This is a genomic window from Vibrio chagasii, assembly GCF_024347355.1.
GTDB lineage: Bacteria > Pseudomonadota > Gammaproteobacteria > Enterobacterales > Vibrionaceae > Vibrio > Vibrio chagasii.
In genome coordinates this window covers 3,260,844-3,285,137 of the sequence record NZ_AP025465.1, presented here as the reverse complement: position 1 = coordinate 3,285,137, position 24,294 = coordinate 3,260,844, and the positions used below count along the sequence as shown (strand labels likewise).

Annotated in this window: 26 protein-coding genes and 1 pseudogene; 19 read left to right on the top strand and 8 right to left on the bottom strand. The window is 45.0% G+C overall.

What is annotated here, in order from left to right; translation table 11 throughout:
• Window position 1: 1 nt before the first annotated feature.
• Window positions 2–1,537 carry a COG3650 family protein gene (locus tag OCV52_RS15195; protein ID WP_137409058.1) on the bottom strand — a complete coding sequence of 512 codons (1,536 nt, stop codon included), beginning with the start codon at window positions 1,535–1,537 and terminating at the stop codon, window positions 2–4.
• A gap of 39 nt (window positions 1,538–1,576) precedes the next feature.
• On the opposite strand from OCV52_RS15195, the gene OCV52_RS15190 reads away from it, so the two are divergent.
• Entirely contained in the window at window positions 1,577–2,044 is a 468-nt protein-coding gene (locus tag OCV52_RS15190; protein WP_004740480.1) for an EVE domain-containing protein, read from the top strand.
• Between the two features lie 65 nt (window positions 2,045–2,109).
• Here OCV52_RS15190 and OCV52_RS15185 read toward each other — a convergent pair.
• The 3 genes and pseudogenes from OCV52_RS15185 to OCV52_RS15175 all read right to left on the bottom strand — a co-directional run bounded on the left by OCV52_RS15185 (window position 2,110) and on the right by OCV52_RS15175 (window position 5,617).
• Window positions 2,110–3,486 (bottom strand): annotated as a pseudogene (locus OCV52_RS15185) (IS4 family transposase).
• A 135-nt stretch (window positions 3,487–3,621) separates the two neighbouring features.
• A complete protein-coding gene (locus OCV52_RS15180) occupies window positions 3,622–4,449 on the bottom strand; it encodes a Cof-type HAD-IIB family hydrolase (protein WP_137408681.1) in 828 nt (275 codons plus the stop codon).
• A 187-nt stretch (window positions 4,450–4,636) separates the two neighbouring features.
• Window positions 4,637–5,617, bottom strand: a complete 981-nt coding sequence (locus OCV52_RS15175) for an alpha/beta fold hydrolase (RefSeq protein WP_137408680.1) — start codon at window positions 5,615–5,617, stop codon at window positions 4,637–4,639.
• Between the two features lie 80 nt (window positions 5,618–5,697).
• Here OCV52_RS15175 and rhtB point away from each other — a divergent pair, with 80 nt between their 5' ends.
• From rhtB to OCV52_RS15140, 7 genes are all read left to right on the top strand, one after another.
• On the top strand, window positions 5,698–6,315 hold the full coding sequence (gene rhtB / locus OCV52_RS15170; protein ID WP_137408679.1) for a homoserine/homoserine lactone efflux protein: 618 nt from the start codon (window positions 5,698–5,700) through the stop codon (window positions 6,313–6,315).
• Between the two features lie 45 nt (window positions 6,316–6,360).
• Entirely contained in the window at window positions 6,361–7,581 is a 1,221-nt protein-coding gene (locus tag OCV52_RS15165; protein ID WP_004740491.1) for an EAL and HDOD domain-containing protein, read from the top strand.
• Between the two features lie 99 nt (window positions 7,582–7,680).
• Entirely contained in the window at window positions 7,681–8,022 is a 342-nt protein-coding gene (locus OCV52_RS15160; protein ID WP_004740493.1) for an ArsR/SmtB family transcription factor, read from the top strand.
• Window positions 8,023–8,063: 41 nt separating this feature from the next.
• Complete coding sequence (locus OCV52_RS15155; protein ID WP_004740501.1) at window positions 8,064–9,065, top strand: ArsJ-associated glyceraldehyde-3-phosphate dehydrogenase; 1,002 nt, start codon at window positions 8,064–8,066, stop codon at window positions 9,063–9,065.
• 25 nt (window positions 9,066–9,090) lie between these two features.
• Window positions 9,091–9,582: a cyclin-dependent kinase inhibitor 3 family protein gene (locus tag OCV52_RS15150; protein ID WP_004740503.1), complete on the top strand. Its 492-nt coding sequence runs from the start codon at window positions 9,091–9,093 to the stop codon at window positions 9,580–9,582.
• A 96-nt stretch (window positions 9,583–9,678) separates the two neighbouring features.
• Window positions 9,679–10,899: an organoarsenical effux MFS transporter ArsJ gene (arsJ, locus tag OCV52_RS15145; protein WP_137408678.1), complete on the top strand. Its 1,221-nt coding sequence runs from the start codon at window positions 9,679–9,681 to the stop codon at window positions 10,897–10,899.
• Between the two features lie 124 nt (window positions 10,900–11,023).
• Window positions 11,024–12,037 (top strand): acyltransferase, encoded by a 1,014-nt coding sequence (locus OCV52_RS15140; protein WP_004740513.1) that lies wholly within the window; start codon window positions 11,024–11,026, stop codon window positions 12,035–12,037.
• 68 nt (window positions 12,038–12,105) lie between these two features.
• Here the strand turns inward: OCV52_RS15140 and OCV52_RS15135 are convergent, their stop codons facing one another.
• Window positions 12,106–12,435 carry a DUF2500 domain-containing protein gene (locus OCV52_RS15135; protein WP_004740515.1) on the bottom strand — a complete coding sequence of 110 codons (330 nt, stop codon included), beginning with the start codon at window positions 12,433–12,435 and terminating at the stop codon, window positions 12,106–12,108.
• Window positions 12,436–12,679: 244 nt separating this feature from the next.
• Between OCV52_RS15135 and OCV52_RS15130 the strand changes: the two genes are divergently transcribed.
• The 3 genes from OCV52_RS15130 (at window position 12,680) to OCV52_RS15120 (ending at window position 15,387) form a co-directional block, all read left to right on the top strand.
• Window positions 12,680–13,054 carry a hypothetical protein gene (locus OCV52_RS15130; protein WP_004740517.1) on the top strand — a complete coding sequence of 125 codons (375 nt, stop codon included), beginning with the start codon at window positions 12,680–12,682 and terminating at the stop codon, window positions 13,052–13,054.
• A 925-nt stretch (window positions 13,055–13,979) separates the two neighbouring features.
• Window positions 13,980–14,600, top strand: coding sequence for a lysoplasmalogenase (locus OCV52_RS15125; RefSeq protein ID WP_061034239.1), 621 nt, complete (start codon window positions 13,980–13,982; stop codon window positions 14,598–14,600).
• 202 nt (window positions 14,601–14,802) lie between these two features.
• Window positions 14,803–15,387 carry a YhgN family NAAT transporter gene (locus OCV52_RS15120; protein ID WP_105025907.1) on the top strand — a complete coding sequence of 195 codons (585 nt, stop codon included), beginning with the start codon at window positions 14,803–14,805 and terminating at the stop codon, window positions 15,385–15,387.
• A gap of 79 nt (window positions 15,388–15,466) precedes the next feature.
• Here the strand turns inward: OCV52_RS15120 and OCV52_RS15115 are convergent, their stop codons facing one another.
• Together OCV52_RS15115 and rsmD are read right to left on the bottom strand one after the other, a co-directional pair.
• Window positions 15,467–15,733, bottom strand: a complete 267-nt coding sequence (locus tag OCV52_RS15115; protein WP_004740523.1) for a DUF1145 domain-containing protein — start codon at window positions 15,731–15,733, stop codon at window positions 15,467–15,469.
• A gap of 10 nt (window positions 15,734–15,743) precedes the next feature.
• Entirely contained in the window at window positions 15,744–16,346 is a 603-nt protein-coding gene (gene rsmD / locus OCV52_RS15110) for a 16S rRNA (guanine(966)-N(2))-methyltransferase RsmD (RefSeq protein ID WP_004740525.1), read from the bottom strand.
• A 230-nt stretch (window positions 16,347–16,576) separates the two neighbouring features.
• Between rsmD and ftsY the strand changes: the two genes are divergently transcribed.
• From ftsY to glpG, 6 genes are all read left to right on the top strand, one after another.
• On the top strand, window positions 16,577–17,830 hold the full coding sequence (gene ftsY / locus OCV52_RS15105; protein WP_137408677.1) for a signal recognition particle-docking protein FtsY: 1,254 nt from the start codon (window positions 16,577–16,579) through the stop codon (window positions 17,828–17,830).
• Window positions 17,831–17,907: 77 nt separating this feature from the next.
• Window positions 17,908–18,582: a cell division ATP-binding protein FtsE gene (ftsE, locus tag OCV52_RS15100; protein WP_004740528.1), complete on the top strand. Its 675-nt coding sequence runs from the start codon at window positions 17,908–17,910 to the stop codon at window positions 18,580–18,582.
• Complete coding sequence (ftsX, locus tag OCV52_RS15095) at window positions 18,572–19,540, top strand: permease-like cell division protein FtsX (protein WP_137408676.1); 969 nt, start codon at window positions 18,572–18,574, stop codon at window positions 19,538–19,540. The genes ftsE and ftsX overlap by 11 nt, the downstream gene beginning before the upstream one ends.
• Before the next feature lie 177 nt (window positions 19,541–19,717).
• On the top strand, window positions 19,718–20,575 hold the full coding sequence (gene rpoH, locus OCV52_RS15090; RefSeq protein WP_004740532.1) for an RNA polymerase sigma factor RpoH: 858 nt from the start codon (window positions 19,718–19,720) through the stop codon (window positions 20,573–20,575).
• 425 nt (window positions 20,576–21,000) lie between these two features.
• The gene (glpE, locus tag OCV52_RS15085; RefSeq protein ID WP_004740534.1) at window positions 21,001–21,321 is read left to right on the top strand and encodes a thiosulfate sulfurtransferase GlpE; all 321 of its coding nucleotides are present in this window, start codon (window positions 21,001–21,003) and stop codon (window positions 21,319–21,321) included.
• Between the two features lie 48 nt (window positions 21,322–21,369).
• Window positions 21,370–22,212 (top strand): rhomboid family intramembrane serine protease GlpG, encoded by an 843-nt coding sequence (gene glpG, locus OCV52_RS15080; RefSeq protein WP_137408675.1) that lies wholly within the window; start codon window positions 21,370–21,372, stop codon window positions 22,210–22,212.
• Window positions 22,213–22,284: 72 nt separating this feature from the next.
• On the opposite strand, the gene OCV52_RS15075 is transcribed toward glpG, so the two are convergent.
• Entirely contained in the window at window positions 22,285–22,692 is a 408-nt protein-coding gene (locus OCV52_RS15075; RefSeq protein ID WP_004740536.1) for a flagellar basal body-associated protein FliL, read from the bottom strand.
• A gap of 161 nt (window positions 22,693–22,853) precedes the next feature.
• On the opposite strand from OCV52_RS15075, the gene OCV52_RS15070 reads away from it, so the two are divergent.
• Both OCV52_RS15070 and ubiA read left to right on the top strand, forming a co-directional pair.
• A complete protein-coding gene (locus tag OCV52_RS15070) occupies window positions 22,854–23,393 on the top strand; it encodes a chorismate lyase (protein ID WP_170222469.1) in 540 nt (179 codons plus the stop codon).
• The gene (gene ubiA / locus OCV52_RS15065) at window positions 23,394–24,248 is read left to right on the top strand and encodes a 4-hydroxybenzoate octaprenyltransferase (RefSeq protein ID WP_008224247.1); all 855 of its coding nucleotides are present in this window, start codon (window positions 23,394–23,396) and stop codon (window positions 24,246–24,248) included. It begins immediately after the preceding gene.
• Window positions 24,249–24,294 lie beyond the last annotated feature (46 nt).

Genomic DNA, 24,294 nt, shown 5'->3' with positions numbered 1-24,294 from the left:
GTTATAGCTTAACTCCGCTTTGTACTGGTGAGATGTCGTTAGCAAACAAAACCACATCGCTGATATCAGCATCATCGGCTACCGGTGCCACACTTGGGTTGAGTGGGTAGCTGACACCCGTATATGAGAGTGCGTGTTTGGCCGCTATTGCACCCCCGCCGCTGACATTGAAGATCAGATCGTGCCAACCGTGATTTTTAGACTTACCCACACGTATATCGCCTTTTACTAATGTGACTCGGCTATTGAAGCGCCACTTGTCTTGATGGTTCTCGAAAATCAGCAGTGTACAACCACCTGAGCCACACCAATCGAGCTGGGCGAACAGCTCTTCTTTACCGTCACCGTTGAGGTCGTAGGTGAGCCAGCGGTATTTAGTATCATCAGGCGAGCTGTTGTTGATCTTAAAATATTCGCGGATCGCTTGGTCTACTTTTGGATCAAATTGATCACTGGAGTTCACTTGCTTCGCCTTTAGATCAACCGCGTTGGTTTGTGCTTGTACAGGCTTTGCTTCGAATAGTACTAGACCACCGTTGGCAATCGGGTAAACGATATTGCCGACCTTTTCTTTCTTTGCGACCAACTTACCGTTATCGAGAGTGAAGATACGCTCGGATATCAGATATTGCTGTTGGTGGCGAGTCATGACGACCTGAACTTGGTTTTGGTTGAGTTGCTGCCAGAAGCCTTGCTCAACAATAGAAGGATCACCGTTGCTGTAAGAGTAGGTTGTTACTGCGCTATGGTCATCGTTGAGCTCAAGGTTAATAGAGAACCCTGAGTTCTGCGTTGAGCTAGCGAAATAGGTACCACTCCAGTCCAGTGTAGGATCTTGGTTTGAAACCGTAGCACAGCCCGTGTAGTTGCTTTCATTGAGGTTGAGTTTTGCTTCCCAGCCATAGATAGAGTCACTCATGCCGTCGCTGCAGCTCTCTTTCTTCAGATTGAGCTCGCCTTGTGTTGCTTTACCTTCTAGTTGGTAATCACGACTGCTTGGCGTGGTGCGGCTTGATTCGATGTTGAGAGCCTGAGGTGCTTCGCCTATTTTGGTATAAGTCATCTGGTCTTTATCAAAGGTGGCGGACCAGAATGGTTCATTGCCGAAGACTCGTGTGGAGCGCAGTGGTTGGTCGCAGCGTTCAGGGTTTTCTGCCGTTAAGATATTGACTTGATCAACCACGAAGCGTGCTGTGAAATCAGCGTTGTAGCCGGTTTGGCTAGGTACGGTAAGGTGGCCAATCAGTTCACCATACAGAGCTTGATAAGGTCTGGCAGCTAACCCTTGTGCCTCTAGCGCTAGTTCAGGGGACATATCTAACCAGTATTGTTGTTGGCTACCACAAGGGGTAAACGTGCGGCTTGCATGGCCTACCACAACTTGACCGCGCATGATGAAGGTTTGTGGTTGAACGCTCAGAGGTTCATCCAAGGTTGCTGGTGGAACTTCAGGTTGTTGCGGTGTTTCTGGAGCGGTTACACAGCCTTGTAGCGCGAATGCGGCTAGCCATGTCACTGGGTTTTTCATTACCTTCATGTTATATCTTCCTCGGAGCAACCGTTAATTGGATTTATTATGGCATATTGGTTATTTAAAACAGAACCCGACACTTTTTCTATTCAGACACTAAGAGTACAAAAAACCTCTTGTTGGGAGGGAGTTCGTAACTATCAAGCTCGAAACATGATGCGTGATGAGGTCAAGCTTGGCGACCTAGTGATGATATACCACTCATCATGTAAAAAAGTGGGCGTAGCGGGGATCGCAAAAGTAACCAGAGAAGCCTACCCAGACCATTTTCAATTCGATCCCGAGAGTGATTACTACGACCCTAAATCTTCACCCGATAACCCGCGCTGGATAATGGTTGATGTCGAGTTTGTTCGAGTTACTGAACGCTTGATCCCATTAGCGACCCTTAAAGCCATGCCTGAATTATCTGAAATGCCTTTGGTGAAGCGCGGCAATCGTTTATCGATCATGCCTGTGACGGAACAAGAGTGGCAGGCGATCTTAAGCAAAGAAGTGCTCGGTTCTCGTTAGAGGAAGCTTTTAGCGTAAGGTTCAAAAAAGGCAGCCATTGGCCTGTCTCTTGATCACAAGTCTGGTTAATCAAGAGACTTGGCGAGTTCATACCCTTCAAGGATGGTTTGTAACCTAAGCCATCCTTGCCATAACGTCTTTATAGAAGCGCGACCTGTTCGCTTGGTATTCTTCCAACCACCTAACCGAGCAATACCGTTGTAAGCCCATGATATATTAGGCGCTTCTTTCGGTAGTTTTTTGCTCTCCAACTTGAGCCACATTAACTTCCACGCTTTGCCTTTTAATACCTGCTCACAACTGCTCTTAGATAACTCGTCTGATTCATTCATAAACCTCAACTGGAGTAACCGAGTCGCGATAAAAGCCAAAACGACGCTGAGCCTTTCTAAGTTATCCTTACTTTGCATTCTCAGTTGCTCAACTTCAGTCCCTTCACTTTTCCAGACTTTATGAAAATCTTCTATCAGCCAGCGCCGCTCATAATAACTGACGATTTTGAGTGCCTCTTCCTTGCTCGTTATCGGCTCTGAAGTCAGTAAGTGCCATGCGAGCTTATTACCACTCTCTCCTTGTTCTATACATCCCACGTAGTAAAGCGGAATGTTATCGAACTCTTTCTTGTTAGCAGGAGACTTGAGTGTCACGGGGGCATATTTGATATCTAAATGAGCCTTGCGAGCTTTACGACCGCCTTTTTGCGGTATTTCGAGCACTTTCTCTCCGGCTGATAACAGGGTAGAAGCATAGCTATAAAGACGATTATCGTGCTCTTCAATACAGCGGCTTTGCATTGAGCGAACGAGGAACCTTTGTTGTTGCTCTCGCTTGTAAGTGAGGTATTCAAATAGGTCGGCTTCTCTATCGCACACAGAAATGACATCCGAAATTTTATCGCCAAGTCGCTCAGCGACATGGCGAGAGGCTTGTTCCCACTTATAACTTTCTTTCTCTTTGTATGGTCGAGTCGCATGCTGGTGCCTTTGACCTCGCTTTTCTATATCACGAGTCCAGCGCTGTTGTTCAATTAAACCAATAACAGATTGAGTGTCGGGAGCAAAAAGTAAGGTTGAGTGTACAAACATGGCGCGATGTCGATTGCCTTGATTAGAGTGCCCGAGTTCATCTCGAATGCTGCGATGGGAGTAACTGAGAGAAGTGGTGTCTTCTAAGGCAAGAAGTGTTTGTTGCTCTAATGCTTCTTGTGCGGTGACATAAAAACCCGCTTCTGCGATATCTTCTGCTTTGATTTGCTCATTACGGATGAAGCGATAAGCCCCTTCCATTTCAGCAGGGGATATAATGAGTTTCGAGACGGGTACGCCAGGCTGCTCGGCCAGTGAGGCTGCGAGAGCAACGAGTCTTTGAGTGCGTCTAGGGTCATTAAGGTGGGCTTGACCGAACTATTTTTGTGCCCAAAGGGTTGGCTCTATATAGGTCATGATAATCATCCTTGTCATTGCTTAGATGATCAGATCATGAAACCTAAAAATAGTTCAAAAAAAATCCCCAAGCGTGGCTTAGGGATTTGTGTATAAGAGACAGCCCAAAGGAGCCTTTTTGTATGATGGGGTTGTTTAGAGTAGGTGTTTCTCTAAGTAGTGCGCAACGGCATCATCAGCGTTGCTACCAATCACTTCATTGTCTGGTAGTGCTTGCATCACTTTCTCGTGCGATGTGCCCATGATTAGGCCTTTACCTGCCATTGCCAGCATCTCAGCGTCATTCATACCATCACCAAAGGCAACACAGTTATCCAGCGTTCGGTTCAGAGATTTCGCGACAGCGTCTAAAGCATGACCTTTAGATACTTCAGCGGCCATCACTTCCAGACACCAAGGTGTTGAGAAAGCCACGTTTAACTTGTCTCCAAATGCTTCTTTTAGCTTTTTCTCAAACGTCACTAGGTGTTCGTGGTCTTGCTCTGGGTGAGTGAAGAAAACCTTGGCAATGCCGTCGCTCGGCGCATTGTCTGCTTCAAAGCGCTTGTAGCTGAAGCCTGACTCACTGTGGAACTTAGCTAGCATTTCATCTTCACGATCGAGCAACCAATCTTCATTTTGGTACATGTGAATGAAGATGTTTGGATCTTGGCGAACAATATCAATAACCGGTTGAACGAGTTCTTGAGGTACGTTTTGGCTATACATTAGCTGATCATTCTGGTCGTGCACGCGAGCACCGTTCGACGTGATCATGTATGCCGGAATCCCTGCGATTTGACGAATCCCAGCTACATCGACGTGATGGCGACCCGTTGCGAAGATAAAGGTATAACCTTGCTCGTGTAACTTCTTTAGCGTTAGCTTGGTAAAATCGCTCAACTGATGGTTGGGAGCCAGCAGCGTACCATCTAAATCAGAGGCAACGATTTTCACGGAATCTTTAAGTGCAGGAATAGTCATTTAACCCTCATTGCAAAGTGCTTAACCAATATCAACACTAGCCAATGCTAGTATCGTTTGAACTACAATATCTCGACCCAGAAATTGTATGCCAAAATCATGCAAGAAAAGAGGGCAAAGCTCACTTACTTCTCTTCCTCTTTATTCGCTATCTTATGGCTCGCTTCTTATGCAGTTGATGTGAGTACTAAACAAAGAACTGATTAATGGCATCCAGTGTTTGATTACGGTATTTGTCTTGCTCAAACAACACTTCATGCCTTGAGCCTTCAATAACTTTAAAGTGGCAATCCGGGTTGGTTTTCTTCAGCTTATTGATGAATTTCACCTGAGCATCGTTACTCACAATCTTCTCTTCACCAGCTTGAATCAGTAATAGAGGGATCTTGATTTGACGAGTCTGTTGGATTGACTGCTTGGCTGCCATTAACCCTTGCCATACCCAGCGAGTGCTAGCGCCACCGACTTGCAGTGAAGGGTTCTCTTCGTAAAGTCGACGGAACCACTGATAACGAACCTTGCTTTGGCTCAGGAGGTTATTCTCGAAAGGTTTCGAGTAATAGGCCTGCTGACCTGGCGCGTAAACCGGTTTGGCGTGATACGCGGTAAGCACTTGCCCAATAATCATCGCGATAGGCTTTAAGTACCACTCGGTGTTGATACCAAACATTGGGGCGCACAAGGTGACCTTATCAAATGGGTGGTCTGGATGGGTTTGTAGGTAGCGTGTCGCGATAGTGCTCCCCATTGAGTGGGCTAACAGGTATCGCTTGGCATACTTGCTGAGGTCAAAGCTGGCAATCATGTCAGACATATCAGATGCATAATCATCAAACTCATGAATGTGACCAATGTCAGAGTCTGCTACCATACGTTCCGACTGGCCTTGACCTTGATGGTCAAATGAATAAACGTCGTAGCCTTGTTGATAAAAATCATAAAAGATTTCTTGGTATTTTTGGCAGCATTCGATACGGCCATTTGAAATCACAATAGCTTTGCTGTGCTTCTCTGAGGTGAGGCTGCACCAGTACAGTTTCTTTTTACCAGACGATGTTAAATACCCCTCTTTTCTTTGTTGCCAAAGAGCGTTGATCGGGTGTTTAATCGCATGATCGAACTGAGGTTCTTGAGTGTAAGGGAAGGCGGTTTCGCTGTGGTTTTCCATGGGAAATTACCTGAACTGATGCGTGGAGAGCTTTATTGCTACTAATGTTGTTAGATTAAAGAACTAGTAAGGAAATGCAAATGGATACTCATGTTTGGCTTGCTTATGTTGTCACAGCGATTTTGTTTAGCTTGGCTCCGGGCTCGGGTACCGTAAATTCAATCAGCAATGGGTTAAGCTATGGCACTCGAAAGTCATTGGCATCAATCGTCGGTTTACAGTTTGGTCTTACGTTTCACATTGTGTTGGTGGGCGCGGGTATCGGCGCGCTCGTTGCTAAGTCTGCATTGGCGTTCACCATCATTAAATGGGTCGGTGTGGTTTACTTAGTTTGGTTAGGTATTCAAAAGTGGCGTGATAGCTCGAGCCTAGTGGCATCTGAAGAGAGCTCTGCTCTGTCGAGTGGCAAACTGCTGAGAAACGCTGTGCTTATCAACCTAACGAATCCGAAATCCATCGTGTTTTTGGTGGCTCTGTTTCCTCAATTTATTGACCCTACACAACCTCAAGCACCGCAGTTATTAGTGCTAGGTGTGACGACAGTATTCATTGATAGCGTTGTTATGCTGGGTTACACCTCATTAGCGTCACAAATGGGACGTTTTATTCGCTCTGATCGCATAATGGGTAAGATAAATAAAATATTTGGTGGTATGTTCATGGGCTGCGGTGCTTTGCTAGCTGCCGCGAAAGCTTAGATTAAGCGACTGAGTTATAGTTAAACCAATCAGAGTTATCAAGAAATGACCGCTACATACGTTGCTCGACAACCTATCTTAAATCGCAAGAGGAATACACTTGGCTATGAGTTGTTATTTCGCGATGGCGAAAAGAATGCGTACCCAGCGCATATTGAGTCTAATCGAGCAACGTATCGTCTGATTGTTGAGAACTTCTTGTCTGTGGGTCTTAACCCTTCCATTCCATCTTCACGCTGCTTTATTAACTTTCCTTATCAAAGTTTGATTCGTCGACTGCCCTTAAGTTTGCCGAAAGATAAAGTGGTGGTAGAGATTCTGGAAACCTGCAAACCGACAGATGAATTGTTGGAAGCGGTTAAAGACCTTTACCAAGCGGGTTATATGATCGCCTTAGATGATTTTACTTCGACCCCAGAATGGGAACGTTTCCTTAAATACACGCATATCGTAAAGCTCGATATCATGCAGATGGGTTTGGATGAAGCGTGTGATTTGGTTAGGGCACACCAAGGGAAGAAGTTTAGCTTTTTGGCGGAGCGTGTTGAGACCGAGCAAGAATTCCAGCAAGCCAAAGAAGCTGGCTTTAAGTTTTTCCAAGGCTACTTTTTCAATAAACCGGAAATCATCAAGAGTAAGTATATTAGCCCTGAGCAAGTGATTGCTATGGAGCTGTTCCAAGAAGTGTGTAAGCCCGATGTGGACTTTCAACGTGTCGAAAGCATTGTTGCGAAAGATGTGGCGCTCTCATACAAGCTGCTGCGGTTTGTGAATACTATGTCGCCGCGCCTCGAAGTGACCATCTCTTCTTTTCGTCAGGCTTTGGTGTATCTAGGGCAAGAGAAACTGAAAATGTTTGTTTCGTTAGCCGTAGCCTCTTATGTCTCTGATAAAAAGCCGAAAGAGCTGTATGGACTGTCCCTACAGCGTGCCCAGTTTTGTCAGCGTATGTCTCGCTATCAGGCATTTGAAGGGTATAGAGAGCAGGCCTTTATGATTGGCTTATTCTCCTTGTTAGATGCGCTGTTGGATTTGTCGTTAGAGAACTTAGTCGAGCAGTTGCCTCTGTGTAAAAGTATCAAGGTTGCTCTATTACGTAGGGAAGGCCCTTACGGTACTTTGCTTGCCCTTGAAGAGAGCTTTGAGCATGCGGATTGGCAGCAGATTGATGAGCACTGCGCTGACTTAGGGCTTAGCGTGGATCAGGTGAAAACTGAACTTACAGAAGCGCGTCGCTGGAGTCACAGAGTGACCAATAAGCTATAGTGTTGCTTTATTAAACTTTTATGACATTTAAAACGCACGCCTTGACGTGCGTTTTTTTACAACTAACATATACGCATATCCATATATGAGTATGTAGTTATGCTTCCTCACCAATTTTTTAAATTACTGTCTGACGAAACGCGAGTGCGTTGCTTGATGTTGATTGTGCGCCAAGAGTGCCTTTCAGTTGGTGAGTTGACTCAGGCATTGCAAGAAAGTCAGCCAAAAGTATCACGCCACCTTGCGCAGCTGCGTTCAAACGGCATTTTGACTGACGTTCGCCAAGGGCAATGGGTGTTCTATCGCCTTGCTAATGATTTACCTGGTTGGATGCTAAAGTTAATTGATGACCTTATCGCATCGAACTGTTTGAAAACTGAATACCAACAAGACATTGAGCGCCTAGAAGCGATGACTTCACGCCCTCAATGTTGCGTTTGATCGAATATTTTTAGATTCACCACTGACTGAGAGAACACATAATGACAGTTAAAGTAGGTATTAATGGTTTTGGCCGTATCGGCCGTCTAGCACTTCGCGCAGCTTTCGATTGGGAAGAGCTAGAGTTTGTAAAGATCAACGATGTAGCTGGCGATACAGCAACGCTTGCACACCTTCTAGAGTTCGATTCAGTTCAAGGTCGTTGGAACCATGAAGTAACAACTGAAGGCGACGAGATGATCATCAATGGTCAACGCATCAAAACCACTAAAGAGCGTGACATCGACGCGATCGATTGGTCTGGTTGTGATGTTGTGATTGAAGCGACAGGTGTTCACCGTAAGACTTCTTTCCTAAACAAATACCTAGAGCAGGGCGTGAAGCGCGTTGTAGTTTCTGCACCTGTAAAAGAAGAAGGCATCGCAAACATCGTGGTTGGTGTTAACGACAACATCTTCGACCCAGCAGTACACAAAATCGTAACGGCAGCGTCTTGTACCACTAACTGTATTGCACCTGTGGTTAAAGTGATCAACGAGAAACTTGGTATCGAGAATGCCTCTTTCACAACGATTCACGATCTAACTAACACTCAGACTATCCTAGATGCGCCACATAAAGACCTACGTCGTGCACGTGCTTGTGGTATGAGCCTAATCCCAACAACAACTGGCTCTGCTAAGGCGATTGTTGAGATCTTCCCTGAGCTAGAAAACCGTATCAACGGCCACGCGGTTCGTGTACCACTAGCGAACGCGTCTCTGACTGACATCATCTTCGAAGTGAAGCAAGACACAACGGCAGAAGAAGTGAACACGATGCTGAAAGAGGCGTCTGAGAATGAACTGAAAGGCATTCTTGGCTTTGAAGAGCGACCACTTGTGTCTATCGACTACAAAGGCGACCAACGTTCTACAATTGTAGATGCACTGTCTACCATGCTGGTTGGTAAGCGCATGGTTAAGATCTACGCTTGGTACGACAACGAAATGGGTTACGCGACACGTACCGCAGAGTTAGTACGTACTGTCGGCTTAGCATAAACCTGAGCGCTTAGGAGACAACACTATGACACATCCAACATGGCAACTAGACCTTGAACAAGGTGCGCTGATTCTGACTCCATGCCCAGGTACTAAAGAGGCTGATCTTGATGCATCTCTGGCACAACTGAAAGAGCAGGGCGTTAAAGCTATCGTGACTGCGCTCGATGATACAGAGCTTGCAAGCAAAGACGTGGCAGCACTTGGCGAGAAAACTCGTGCGCTAGGCATGCAGTGGTTCCAAATCGAAATCGAAGACGATTGTGCTCCAGGTACTGACTTTGCGGCGAAATGGTCTGCAGCAAGCCCTGAGTTGCACAAAATCGTTGATAGCGGTGCGAAAGTCGCTATGCACTGCATGGGCGGTTCAGGCCGTACAGGTTTGTTCGCAGCTCACTTGCTGTTAGAAAAAGGTTGGGACCTCGACAAGATTGTTCAAGAAGTTCAAGCACTGCGTCCAGGTGCTTTCACTAAACCTATCCAGGTTGAGTACATCAATGGCGTAGCGAATAGCTAATAGTCACCGGTGTTAGACAAGGAGCTTTTGGTATCTGGAGTGTTAAGCTTATCGTGATCCAAAAGCTCTTTTTGTTTTGATTGCAGAGATAGCATTATGTTTTCAAATCTAAGTAAGAGCGTTCGCCAATACATGTTGGTGACTTTCAACTACTGGAACTTCACCATTACCGATGGTGCACTTCGTATGCTGGTGGTTTTGTATTTCTACGACCTTGGTTACAGCTCGCTAGAAATCGCCTCACTGTTCCTCTTCTATGAATTCTTTGGTGTGGTGACGAACTTAATCGGTGGTTGGCTGGGGGCGCGTCTTGGCCTCAATAAGACCATGAACATTGGCCTGGGGATGCAAGTTTTCGCCTTGGGTATGTTGGCCTTGCCATCGGCCATGTTGACGATTCCTTGGGTAATGGCGGCGCAGGCGCTGTCAGGTATTGCTAAAGATCTTAATAAGATGAGTGCCAAGAGTTCAATCAAAACCTTGGTGCCGGATGAGCAGCAAGGTGCTTTGTATAAGTGGATTGCGATTCTGACTGGATCTAAGAATGCGCTTAAGGGTGCAGGCTTCTTTATTGGTGGTTTGCTGCTTTCAACGATTGGCTTCCAATACGCAGTGCTTGCGATGGCTGCAGTGCTGACTTTAGTCTTCATTGGCAGTGTAGTGAGCTTAGAGGCAGACATGGGTAAGGCGAAAACCAAGCCTAAGTTCAAACAAATCTTCTCTAAGTCTGAATCTATCAATATCCTATCTGCGGCACGTATGTTCCTGTTTGGTGCTCGTGACGTGTGGTTTGTGATTGCTCTGCCAATTTACCTTGGCAGCGTATTTGGTTGGGATCACTCATGGGTTGGAGGTTTTTTAGCAGCTTGGACCATCGCTTACGGCTTTGTACAAGGCATAGCGCCTAAGATTACCGGTAAAGCGCAGGGCAAGGTACCAGATGGACATGCTGCACTATTATGGGCGGGCGCATTGGCTTTGGTAACGGCGGGTATCGCTTATGCGGTCCAGATAGCTTGGCAACCCGAACTGGTGATCATCGGTGGTTTGATGGTGTTTGGCGCCATCTTCGCGGTTAATTCATCGCTTCACTCATACCTGATTGTCAGTTACGCGAAAGGCGATGGTGTGTCGCTTGATGTGGGTTTCTACTACATGGCGAATGCAATGGGTCGCTTGATTGGCACAATCCTATCTGGCTTGGTATTCCAAATGGGTGGCTTATCCGCCTGTTTGTGGGTCTCGTTCGCGTTCCTAGCGATAACGACGGTAATTTCGTTGCGCTTGCCTAAGGTGCCACAAACCTCAGCGGCATAAGCTTCCGTCGGATTCAATAAAATCGCGATATGCTTCTCCTTTAACAATAAGCTGACTTGGTATTTATTCCGGTCAGCTTTTTTATTGCTATAGTAGAATGATTGAATATTAATCAGGCATTTACATGAAGCAGCGAATTCTCTTCTTTGATCTAGCACGATGTGTCGCGGCCGTAGCGGTTATCGCGATTCATGTTTTGGCACCTTATCGCAACGAGCTAGGAACCATTCCTTTTGGTGAATGGCTAACGGCGGTTACGGTCAATGGTTTCAGCCGTTGGGCGGTGCCTGTCTTTATATTGATAACTGGCGCCCTGATGCTCAGTGATCAGCGTCCATTTGATGCTAAGTATTATCTAAAGCGCCGTTTAGGTAAGGTGTTGATTCCTTTTATCGTCTGGTCGCTTTTCTATACCTATCTGTCTGGTTGGTCGGCAATGGGCTTTGATGCCGATGTCAGCTGGGATGTGTTGCTTAATAGCTATCACCACTACACCTATTATCACTTAGGTTTTTTCTATTACTTCATTCCACTCTATTTTGTGATTCCGTTCTTACAGATCATGGTGAGAAAGTATGGCGATAAGGCAGTTTATAGCTTCACTGCAGTGTGGTTGTTTACCTCGTTACTGTTCTTACTCAGAATCGATGGTCCTTGGAGCCATGAGCTGTGGCTTTACACTGGCTACTTGCCACTGGGTTATCTGTTGTACAAGAAAGTCCCACTCAACAAGTTTACCGTTAGCGTGAGTACTGGGCTCGGCGTGTTGGCACTGTTGACCACCGTTTATATGGTGGTTGATGCGAGCTTAGCCGCAGAAGAATACACGGTTGGTCGTTGGTTCTCTTACAAAACGCTGAATACTGTATTAGCTGCGAGCATGGTGTTCATGTTGTGTCGCTACTTTGGAGAAGGATTGTCAGATAAAGGCAATCAAGTGGTTGGCTTTATCAGTAAACATAGTTTAGGTATCTACCTACTGCATCCAATCTTTTTATGGCCAATGAAAGAGTTTGGTTGGTACCAAGGTCATCCAGCTTGGGTTATTCCATTATGGATAGTGATCAGCGGAGCAGGTGCTCTGTGGATGAGCTGGATAGTTTCTAAGTCAGAAAAGACACGTTGGCTATTGCCTTAGCGATACGCCAGGCAGTGCGATATTGGTTTATTGTTGAATGTCGATGAGGAAGGGTTGAAGCGCTAGGGTTAGCGCTTCAACGCAAAGTGTAAGAACTTATCACCTTGGTAAGTTAAGGTCCCTTTGTCACCCGGGTTAAGAGCGTGGAAGTAGTGAATGCCGACTTGGAACTCACGTTTCGGACCAACCACACCGCGTTGAACATAAATCCAATACTCTTGGTCTTCTTGGCCCGGTTCTGCATCAGGAAGGTCGATGGATTGTTTGTCTAATACCGTGACGTTCACTTTCTTTTCTGGTGCGTTCTCGCCTTGCATATGCTTTCGATAAAAAACAAGAAATACCCAGGCCGCGAGACCTGCGAGTGCAAAGATGGCAAAAAAGAGTGAGTTAGGCATATAACCTCCATGTAGTCGTAATGGTTATTCTAGTCTTTCGGGCAATAGGGATATGTGTTTAAAGCCGCTATTCGTGAACTGCTGTAAGCAAAGCTAATTATTTTTCGGCAGATATCACATTTAATGGCCAGTTTGGGATAAAGTACTGTTATTTATTGTCTCTTTCTCTCGTAAATAGCAGTGATTTTGTATAAGAATAAGGAAATGCTCGACTAGAATTATAGTGTGGAGTGGGAGGGCCAAGATGACCGATATTGAAAAAGTGGTGACAAGAACTCGCAATATAGAGAAATTATTGAGACTTCAATATCACGCTGAAGGCGAAGGATTGCATGAGCTCGTAACAAGCTGTGAAGAAAGGCTACCGCACGATATGGTAAGCAAGCTGCGTTATATCGCGACGTGCCGAAATAAAGTAGTGAACGAACATGATGCCAAGTTGGAAGATCAACATAAGTTCATCATGATGTGTAACGACTGCGAGAAGGAGCTGACTCCACGTAGTGGTCGTTTTATCTGGCGAGTTGCGATTTTGCTGATGATGGCAATGACTTTGGCTGCCGCGGGTTTCTATTATGCGAACTGGGATGTGTTAACGCTACATCTGTTTTCGAAATGAAAAAATTGAACAAAAAAAGGGACGCTCATGGCGTCCCTTTTTTTATCTGTAACTTGCTTAGTACATCATCGGTAGTGTCATTAGACCAACAACTACCGCGATCATTACAAGTCCTTGTCTTTGCGAAGATGAAATCATAACACTACTCCTAAATTTGGTTGTCTCTCGCTATGTTTTAAAGAATAGCACTACTTATAGCTTTAGATCAAGAATTACTTTCGAAAGCCCCAAAAGTAGTAGAAAAGTACTGTCATATGGCTTTTTTCGGAGTGTTTAAGTGTGATTTTTGGTGTGTTCTTATTTTGTTCGTTATGATTTATGTTTGTTCTAAATTGATTTAAGTTGTTGTTTTGTAATGGTTGTTTTGTGTAATTTATATTGTTAATGGTTGTTAAATTGTATTAATGAGGCTTGGTGCTTTGTGGGTGGGGGTTTGGTGCTTTTTAAGGTTTTTGCTTTGGTTTTTGTGGTGGTTTTTACATGGGGCTTAAAAAAAACTGACAAAACTTGTCATTTGAAAACTAACTTTCCCACTTTATAAGTCTAGGTTGGAATGACGTTTTTATTTTCCAGTTAATCTATATTTTTATGCCTAAGTGTCTGTTAATAAATGATTTGTCTTTGATTTATTTTACTTTTTAAAGTCGATAATGGGCGTTTTTAGGGGCGGAGAAGGAAATCTTAAGAGAATAACTAGGTGAAAATGGGATCTGGCTTCTCTAAGCGAAGTTTAAGAGGGTTTTATAATGATTTGCTTCAGTTTTAAACGAATCACCATTCTCGAATCGTTAATTGCGATGACTTCAATCTAAAGGTGTTCTTTTTAGTGGAAGCGTAATCAAGATCCAATTTTGAGGGGCTGAGGCTTTACATCAATATTCGTGTGCCTAGACTGGCGACGATTTAAAGCAATAGGGCAAGTGGTATGTGGAGTTGGTTAGCGGTTTCCTTATCTGGTATCGGAGCAGTAGCAGGAACGAAACAAGGACATATCGGTCAGGCCTTATCGTATAAGGTATTTACCTTTGTATTATTAGCGATCATTGCTTTAACTCAGTCTGTTGTTGCTGACTATACGTATTGGGTCGTTGCTGGCCTGGCGATCTCGGCGATCGCAGATGTATTTCACACCCTCACTCAAAAACGTCCCCTATATTTTGTTTGCTTTCTGCTAGCTCAACTCTGTTATAGCAAAGCCTTTTGGTTGCAGCTGTCTGGAGAAATGGTCTGGTGGTTGTTCGCCTTACTCTTGGCTGCTTGTGTAGTGGCTTTCTTCTTGCTGCTACCACGTTTAGATAAACTTGTTTTTCCTGTTGTGATTATGGGGATTGTGCTTATTCAGTTAACTTGGGCTTCTGGTGAGGTTTGGTTGCTTGACCCTAAGTTATCGCACGCGGTTGGATTTGCAGGTTGTAGCGTATTGCTGCTCTCGGCACTGGCGTATGCACTTAACTGTTACCGCAGCCCGATCAAAAGTGCTTACTTTTGGGTAACGGGTAGCTACTTTCTCGCCCATGCGCTTATCGTCGCCTCTCTGACCATTTAGGGTAGAGCGTCTCCAAGCCTGAGCTATATCAAGGCAGCTTTACTCAAACTCGGTACTCTACGTGTAATCACTCTTTCTATTCTTGCCTGTTTGTTCTCGTTAACGTACTGCAATGACATAAGTTAGCCTGCTGATGACTGTGTTCGAAAATCAATGTTGAGGCTGCTATACTCCGCGCACCTTCGCTTTTCGAGACAAACTTATGGAAATCTTATCTGCAGCAACCATGCTGTTTCTTATCATGGACCCGCTTGGCAACCTGCCAATCGTGCTCTCTATCCTTAAGCATATTGATCCGAAGCGTCGTCGTATTGTTCTGATTCGTGAGCTGATGTTCGCGCTGGTTATCTTGCTGTTGTTCTTGTTTGCGGGTCAAAGCATCATGAACTTCCTGCACGTACAGCCAGAAACCCTGAGTATCTCTGGCGGTATCATTCTATTTATCATCGCGATTAAGATGATTTTCCCGAGCGCTGGCAGTATTACAGGGCTTGCTGCAGGTGAAGAGCCGTTTATCGTGCCGATGGCGATCCCTATGATTGCTGGTCCATCTGTCATTGCAGCATTGATTCTTCTTGCGACACAACACCCAGACAACATGCTTGAGCTTTCAGCCGCTGTAATGCTGGCGTGGGGCGCTACCTTCTTCATTTTGATGTTTAATGGTTTCTTCTTGCGTGTATTAGGTGAGAGAGGGCTGAAAGCGATCGAGCGCCTGATGGGCTTATTGCTTGTTATGCTATCGACACAGATGTTCTTAGACGGTGTGAAAGGCTACATGGCTTAGTGTTGCTACCATCATTCAATAAAAAACGCCGCTCAACTGAGCGGCGTTTTGGTATCTGTTGCTTGGTAACAGCTTTCGATTACATCATGTACTTACGACGGATATCGAGTAAGGCGAAGATTCCAAAAATCAGAATGGACCATTTTTCCCAACGCGTCATTTCGATTTTATCGCCGAACGCACCGATAAAGATCAGCATTTGCAAGCCATGCATAAAGAACAAGAACGCTGTCATGATGTAAAGCGCAATTGCGGCATTACCAGGGAACGGATGGAAAATGTTGACGATCAACACAAACCATACGAAGGCGATAGCGGCTTTAGCTAATGGAAGCAAGATATTCATTCAATCATTCCTATTCTTCAGTGATTCGGTTGAACAGTCGGTAGCTCGACTGGCCAGTTGTCTTATCGCGGTGCAGTTCCCAGTTTTCTGGCATCGCTTCTAGCTTGAGTTCTTTCTCTGTTTCGACGTAAATAATCGCGTCGTCCGCAAGCCAGCCATTGCTCTCAAGTAGCTGTACCGTCTCTGCTAGCAAGCCTTTACGAAATGGTGGATCAAGGAATACCACATCGTAAGGCGTTCCTGGCTTCTTGAGGAAAGAGATAGCATCAGTATTTACCACATTGATGTTGTCTGCTTTGAGCTCTTTCGCATTATCAGAAAGCTGCTTAGCGGCCTTTTGATTCATTTCGAGCAGTGTCACCATTTTTGCTTGGCGAGAAGCTGCTTCAAAACCTAAACCACCAGAACCTGCAAATACGTCTAAGCAGGTCGAATTTGGGATATCTTGTGCGACCCAGTTAAAGAGCGTCTCTTTTACTCGGTCAATGGTTGGGCGTAAGCCTTCTAAATCATGAACGGGCAGCTTTCTACCTCTCCATGAACCACTAATAATTCGAACAAAGCCACCGGAAGGCTTTTTTTGTGATGTGTTTTGCTGGCGACGTCTTACCATAGATTTTTTGACCGCTAATAAAGTGATACTATACCGAGCCCAATTTAAGTTGGTTCGAGTATTAAATAAATTTGCAATGACAAAGTGTATCAAGCTAAAAGCAAACTTATCACTGCTTTGTCATTTTTCTTTACTATTCGTTTGTACAAGCTTGTATTGTATAACAATAGCAAAGAGTCGACGTGCATTAAGCCAATACAGCTAATTAGTAGATCTAGGAAACTCCTCTGATGACGGAAAAAAAGAAGCGCGGATTATTATCGTGGCTTGGTTTTGGTGAAGAAGAACAAAGCCCAAAAACTCAGAATGAAGCGAACGTAGAAAACGTTGAAGATCAAACTGAAGTTGAATCACAAGTCGAGGCTGAACCAGTCGCGCCTGAAGCGGAAGCCGCTCAGTCAGTAAAAGCTAAGCCTGATGAGTCAGGGCAAGCTCTGGACGAGACTCAAGATGAGCAACAGCCTGTCGCAGCAGAAGCAGAAGCAGAAGCAGAAGCAGAAGTAGAACAGGAACAAGAAATTACTCCTCAAGCTCAGGTTGAAGAAGTACAAGAGAAGCCGACGGAAAGTTTCTTTGCTCGCCTAAAGCGTAGCCTAAGCCGCACTAAAGCAAACATTGGTGCAGGTTTCTTTGGTTTGTTCAAAGGTAAGAAAATCGATGATGATCTGTTCGAAGAGCTAGAAGAGCAGCTGCTGATCGCGGATGTGGGCATGAACACCACAGTTAAGATCATTGAAAACCTGACAGAAAAAGCATCTCGCAATGACCTAAAAGATGGCGAAGCGCTTTATGGTCTGCTGAAAGAAGAGATGGCAGAGATCTTAAGCCAAGTGGAACAGCCATTAGTGGTTGATACTACGAAAACGCCTTACGTTATCTTAATGGTTGGTGTGAATGGTGTTGGTAAGACAACGACTATCGGTAAGCTAGCGAAACAATTCCAAAATGAAGGCAAGAAAGTGATGCTAGCGGCGGGTGATACCTTCCGTGCGGCAGCTGTTGAGCAACTTCAGGTTTGGGGCCAGCGTAACGATGTGCCAGTTATCGCTCAACACACGGGCGCAGACAGTGCATCTGTTATCTACGATGCGATTGAAGCTGCGAAAGCTCGTGGCGTGGATGTTGTGATTGCCGATACAGCGGGCCGTTTGCAGAACAAGAGCAACCTGATGGAAGAGCTACGCAAGATTGTTCGTGTAATGAAGAAGATTGATGACTCTGCACCGCATGAAATCATGCTAACACTTGATGCTGGTACAGGTCAGAATGCTATCAGCCAAGCGAAACTGTTCAGTGAAGTTGCACCAGTAACCGGTATTACGCTAACTAAGTTAGACGGCACTGCGAAAGGTGGCGTGATTTTCTCAATTGCTGACCAGTTCCAGATTCCAATTCGTTACATTGGTGTTGGTGAAGGTATTGATGATCTGCGTCCATTTGAGTCAAAAGACTTCATTGAAGCTCTATTCAGCCGCGAAGAGTAACGCGAGTAGCAAAGTGGTTTATCCTTAACCTGCTATCGTTTTAAATTTGATATTAGTGATCGTAAGAGGAATTTTCGGTGATCAAATTTCAGCAAGTGAGCAAAGCCTACCGAGGTGGACGCCAAGCACTCCAAAAAGTGGACTTCCATCTCAAACGTGGAGAAATGGCATTTTTAGGCGGGCATTCTGGTGCAGGTAAAAGTACCTTGCTGAAGTTGATTTGTGCGATTGAGCGCCCGACTGATGGGCGTGTTTGGTTCAACGATCACGATATCACTCGTATTCCTGCTAAAGACATTCCATTCTTACGCCGTAATATCGGTATTGTCTTTCAAGACCATCGTCTACTGATGGATCGCTCTATCTTCGATAACGTTGCTCTGCCTATGCGTATCGAATCTATTTCTGAAAATGAAATAAAACGTCGAGTCAGTGCTGCGTTGGATAAAACTGGCCTATTAGATAAAGCGCGTTGTTTGCCAAGCCAGCTTTCTGGTGGTGAACAACAACGTGTGGGTATTGCCCGTGCTGTGGTAAACCGTCCAACTCTGCTGCTTGCGGATGAGCCGACGGGTAACCTAGACCCAGAGTTATCTAACCGCGTGTTGCGACTGTTTGAAGAGTTTAACCGTGCCGGTGTGACGATCATCCTAGCAACGCACGATATCGGGTTAGTGAACACTCGCCCTCAATACCGTCATCTTGAATTAAACCAAGGCTTTTTGAGTGAGGTTGAAGACTATGGCCGCTAATAAGCGCATCAAAAAACCTCAATCTAATCGCGCTGCAAACCGCACTTCAAGTGATGGTTTCTTCGTGGTGCATTGGAAGCAAGCCAAATCATCGTTCTCTCAGATGTGGCAACGTCCACTGGGCAACTTACTGACGCTTGCGGTTATTTCTATGGCTTTAGCAATGCCTGCGTGTTTGTACCTACTTGGTAAAAACGTAGGTGAAGTGGCAAAAGATGTCACAAGCCCGTCACAAATTAGTGCTTATGTAGAGGATGGTATTCCCGAGCCTCGAGTGATGGTGCTTAAAGATGAAATCGAGAGTTGGGATCAAGTTGAGTTGGTGGAGTACATTTCGCCTCAACAAGGGCTTGCTGACCTCAGCCAGTATTCTGGCTTTGATGATGCCCTAACTATTCTCGACGATTATTCACTGCCAGGTGTGTTAGTGATAACACCAAGAGTACAAAGCGATGCTCAAATCAAAGAGCTGGCAGGCCAAGTTAAAAAACAAGAATTAGTGACCGATGTTCGTTTGGACGAAGATTGGTTAGCAAGATTAGACGCGATTAAAGCGCTAGCCGCTGTCATTGTGATTACCTTAACGGTATTGATGTTAGGCGCTGTGTTTTTGATTATCGGCAACACACTACGATTTAATGTGTTGGCGCATAAAGAAGAGATTCAAACCATGAAGCTGATTGGTGCCACCGACAGCTACATTCTTCGACCATATCTATATTCTGGTATGTGGTTCGGTGTATTAGGTTCGGTTAGCGCGTGGGTAATGACGGCATTAATTACCGTCTTACTGAACAGTGCGGTGGATGACTTGGCTCAGCTTTACGACAGCCACTTTCGTTTAATTGGCCTAAGCTGGGATGAATCTTTACTGCTTTTGATCGTTGGAACCCTGCTGGGTAGTGTGGCTGCGAAGCTTTCTGCACAGCGTCACCTAAAAGAAATTGAACCAGTTTAGGTGAATAGAGTCATATTTAGACGAAAAATAGGCACTCCTTAACCAGTTTTTGCCTTGTATAGACGAATTGATTATGCATAATTACTTCCCCCTTCTTGAAACCTGTTCATTTTAGGTTCAAGATTGTCGGGTTTTAATAGATGTACTACTCCAGATCAGAGATTGATGAGGAACCGAATGGCAAACCAAGCGTATCAAATGGCTTTAGTCACACAAGATAGTTTAGACAGCTATATCCGCTCAGCGAACAGCTACCCAATGCTGACGCCTGAAGAGGAACGTGGACTTGCAGAGCGATTACATTACAAAGGTGAGATCGACGCTGCGAAAGGCTTGATCCTTTCACACCTACGATTCGTGGTGCACGTTGCAAGAGGTTACTCTGGCTACGGGCTGCCTATGGCTGATCTCGTTCAAGAAGGTAACATCGGTCTAATGAAAGCCGTTAAGCGCTTCAACCCAGAGGTTGGCGTTCGATTGGTTTCTTTCGCAGTTCACTGGATCAAAGCTGAGATTCATGAGTACGTTCTGCGTAACTGGCGTATCGTTAAGATTGCGACAACTAAGGCACAGCGCAAACTGTTCTTTAACCTTCGTAAATCTAAAAAGCGCTTAGGTTGGTTTAACAACGGTGAAGTTGAGACTGTCGCTCGTGAACTGGGTGTTGAGCCCTCTGAAGTTCGTGAGATGGAATCTCGCTTAGCAGCGCAAGACGCAACGTTTGAAGCACCAATGGATGACGATGACGGCGGCTCTGCTTACACAGCTCCGGTTTACTACCTAGAAGATAAAGCGTCAGACGTTGCTGAAACGGTTGAAGCATCTAACTGGGAGTCTCACACCAATAATCGTTTAGGCCTAGCACTAGCAAGCTTAGATGAGCGCAGCCAACACATTGTTCGTTCGCGTTGGTTAGACGACAATAAAGCAACACTGCAAGACTTAGCGGATACCTACAGTATCTCTGCAGAACGTGTTCGTCAGTTAGAAAAGAATGCGATGAAGAAATTGAAACAAGCCGTTGGTGATTTCTAACAGCATTTATTTTCTATATAGTAGCTAGCAAATAACTGAATTTTGAAAAGGCCGAGATCGAGAGATCTCGGCCTTTTTGTTTTGGATCGAATTCTCAACTTTTGCGATCGTAATTTGCAAAATGATTTTGTGGATAACTCTGTGACAATTTTATTCGTCAGCTGTCTAAAAGCAGGGTGTAGTAAGGCTTTGAGCGTGTTTTTTGAGTGGGGATATGTTTTAGTTAACCCACAGTTAGATCAGGATCATCACTACATGTTGTGGATCTATTTTTTCAAAGGCACTTTATTCACGCAATTCACAGATTTATCCACAAATGGTGTAAAAGTGATCGCTGGTGGATAACCTTATTAAGTGGATGTGATTGTTAGCCTTGGGATAGGTTACAATGGCAGCAAAGTAAATCAGTATAAAAAGAGAAAGTCATGGACCAGTTTAAACATATCGACGTGCAAGGTGCTCAGGCCCTTATTGAACAAGGCCAAGCTCGACTTGTTGATATCCGCGACCCGCAATCTTTCGCGGTTGCTCACTCAAAAACCGCTTATCACCTAACAAACGACACTATGGTCTCGTTTATGGATGAGGTGGAGTTTGAACAACCTATCTTGGTAATGTGTTACCACGGCATTAGTAGCCAAGGTGCGGCACAATATTTAGTGAACCAAGGCTTTGAAGAGGTATATAGTGTAGATGGCGGTTTCGAAGCATGGCACCGTGCTGAACTTCCTGTGATTGCTGGCTAATGACCTTTATCGCTTAAACATCTCTCATAGCATGAATAGGAAATAACAATGATTAGACTGATGGTGTTAGACAATCCACGTCTTGCTCAAGCATTTATTGATTACATGGCCTCTCGCCAGATCCCTATTCAGATGTCACCTGAGGGAGAGGGGCGCTTTGCTCTTTGGCTGCTTGATGGCCAGTTTCAAGTTGAAACTGAAGCGGAGCTCAACCGCTTCTTGTCGGAACCCAATCATAAGCGCTACCAAGCGGCTTCTTGGGATATGGCAGAAACCAGAAAGAGTCACTTCCATTATCACACGCCGAGCTTCATGGGGATGATAAAAGCCAAGGCTGGCCCTGTGACACTCAGCATCATGTTGGTGTGTGTGGTGATTTTTGCACTGCAGCAGATCGGTTTTGGCCAAGCGATTTTCAATGCGTTGCACTTTCCTGCGGTGGACGGACAGCAGTGGCAATTGTGGCGTTGGTTGAGCCATGCCGTGCTTCATTTCTCGGTTATGCACATTGCTTTCAACATTTTGTGGTGGTGGCAACTGGGTGGGGATATTGAGAAAAAGTTAGGCGGTCTTAAGTTACTTCAGATCTTTGCTGTCTCTTCTGCGTTGTCAGGAGCAGGGCAATACTGGGTTGAAGGGGCCAACTTCGGTGGCTTATCTGGCGTTGTGTATGCTTTGGTTGGTTACCTATGGGTGGTTGGCACTAAAGCACCACAGCTTGGTTTGAGTATCCCAAGACAGATCGTTGGCTTTATGCTGGTGTGGTTGGTACTTGGGTACATGCAGCCATTTATGGCGATCGCCAATACCGCTCACCTAGCGGGTCTAGCGGCGGGTGTGATTATCGGTTTCGTTGATTCAATGAAAGCGCCGAAATCGGCAAGAAGTTAGTTCCTAGCATCGATAGAAACAAAAAAAGCGGCCAAATGAGCCGCTTTTTTTAGATTCGTTTTATACCCGCTGTTACTGATAGAGGTATTTGGTAAACAGCAAATCCGCAATCAGGGTTTTGCCCGTCTCTGGAAGTAAAATCTTGTTGAGATGCTCAACTAACGTTTTTCTTAAATCTTCACGACCGGACAATGACTTAATCGTCTCTTCGTTTTGTTTGCCCAATAGCTCGATTACTGCATCACGAATCAATGGTTGGTGATGCTCGATGGTTGCTAAATCTTTGCTATTCGCCACCATGATATCGAGACGAACTTGAATGTAGCCCAGTTTTTTACCTTTAGTGTAAAAATTGGTGGTCAGGTCTGGTTCTAGCGTGAAGTAGGCTAGTTTAGGTTCCGATTCCTCTTCTGCGAAACTTGATGCTGAAAAGAGTAGAGTAATCGCAAGAAATATTTGGGCTACATAACGTTTGTGCATATTTGTGACTTTTCTTTAGTTTATTCGCGATATTCGAAACGCATTAGTCTTGTTACAATGAACGGTCTAAATCTAAATACGTTTACAATTCGAAGACGCTTTAATTTTGTTCGAAAGTTGAAGCTTTATTGTACGTGTAAAGTCACCTATTGAATACTAGTATGAATCAGCCAATATCGCTGTATCTTAATTCTTTAATGAATGTAGATTGGCAAAGTACAGAAACATTTGATTTTCCTAATAAAACAACCAAAGAGTGGCTGATGGAGCAAGGTTCTCTTTCCCGTAAGTTGGGTAAGTGTTGCCAACATCTGTCTGTGGAGTTGCTTCACAATCAAGTTGTAGAACGCTCAATTGTGCAACAAGATGAGCAGCACCTTTTATCATCGTCTGATTGCTTACTTCGCAAAGTAATTTTGAATGGGGATGATGAACCATGGGTATTAGGCCGAACCTTAATTCCTCGAGTGACATTAGAAGATCAGCATTCAGACCTTTCTCAACAAGGTAATGTCCCGTTAGGGTTGACCGTTTTTAGTGCGGAGAACGTCGAGCGAGACGCGCTGCAAGTCAGTTGGGTTATCGCTGGCGACGAACGATTACTCGCACGCCGCTCTCGATTATGGATGAACCATAAACCGATGCTTGTAGCAGAACTGTTTTTACCAACATCACCCATTTACTCTAAGGAGAGTGTGTAAATGCTTGCCACCAAAGCGAAAGCGTACTGGCAATTAACGCGAATGAATCGCCCGATTGGTACCTTGTTACTCCTTTGGCCTACGTTATGGTCGTTGATTATCGCCGCACAAGGTATGCCAGATTTGGATGTCTTGGTCGTATTTGTGTTGGGTGTTGTACTAATGCGCTCAGCAGGCTGCGTGATTAATGATTTTGCTGACCGTAAGGTGGATGGTCATGTAAAGCGTACCAAGCAGCGCCCACTGCCGTCAGGTCTGGTGTCGAGTAAAGAAGCCGTTATCCTTTTTTTAGTGCTAGCCGTGATTTCATTCTTGTTAGTACTGACTATGAATCCGCTGACCATTAAGCTATCTTTCATTGGGGTGGGCCTAGCTTTCATTTACCCTTTCATGAAGCGTTTTACGCACCTTCCACAGTTGTTCCTTGGTTTGGCGTTTAGCTGGGCTATTCCAATGGCATGGGCTGCACAAACCAATGAGCTACCAAGTATCGTTTGGTTTATATTCGTGATTAACGCGTTGTGGACGATTGCTTACGACACGCAATATGCGATGGTTGATCGAGATGACGACCTGAAGATTGGTATTAAATCGACGGCGATTTTATTTGGCCGTTTTGACAAACTGATTGTTGGCTCGCTGCAGTTAGTGACCTTAGCGATGTTGATTGCATTAGGCATGCATTACCACCTAGGTGACACCTTCTATTGGGCATTGTTGGTAGCAGGCGGCTTGTTTGTTTATCAACAACACCTGATGCGTCATCGCGATAGAGATTTATGCTTCCAGGCTTTCCTTAATAACAATTATGTAGGAATGGCCGTCACCATCGGTTTGTTCATCACTTTTTGGTAAGCGATGGTTTGATAACAAGAGCATGACCCGTCCTGATATGGGTTGA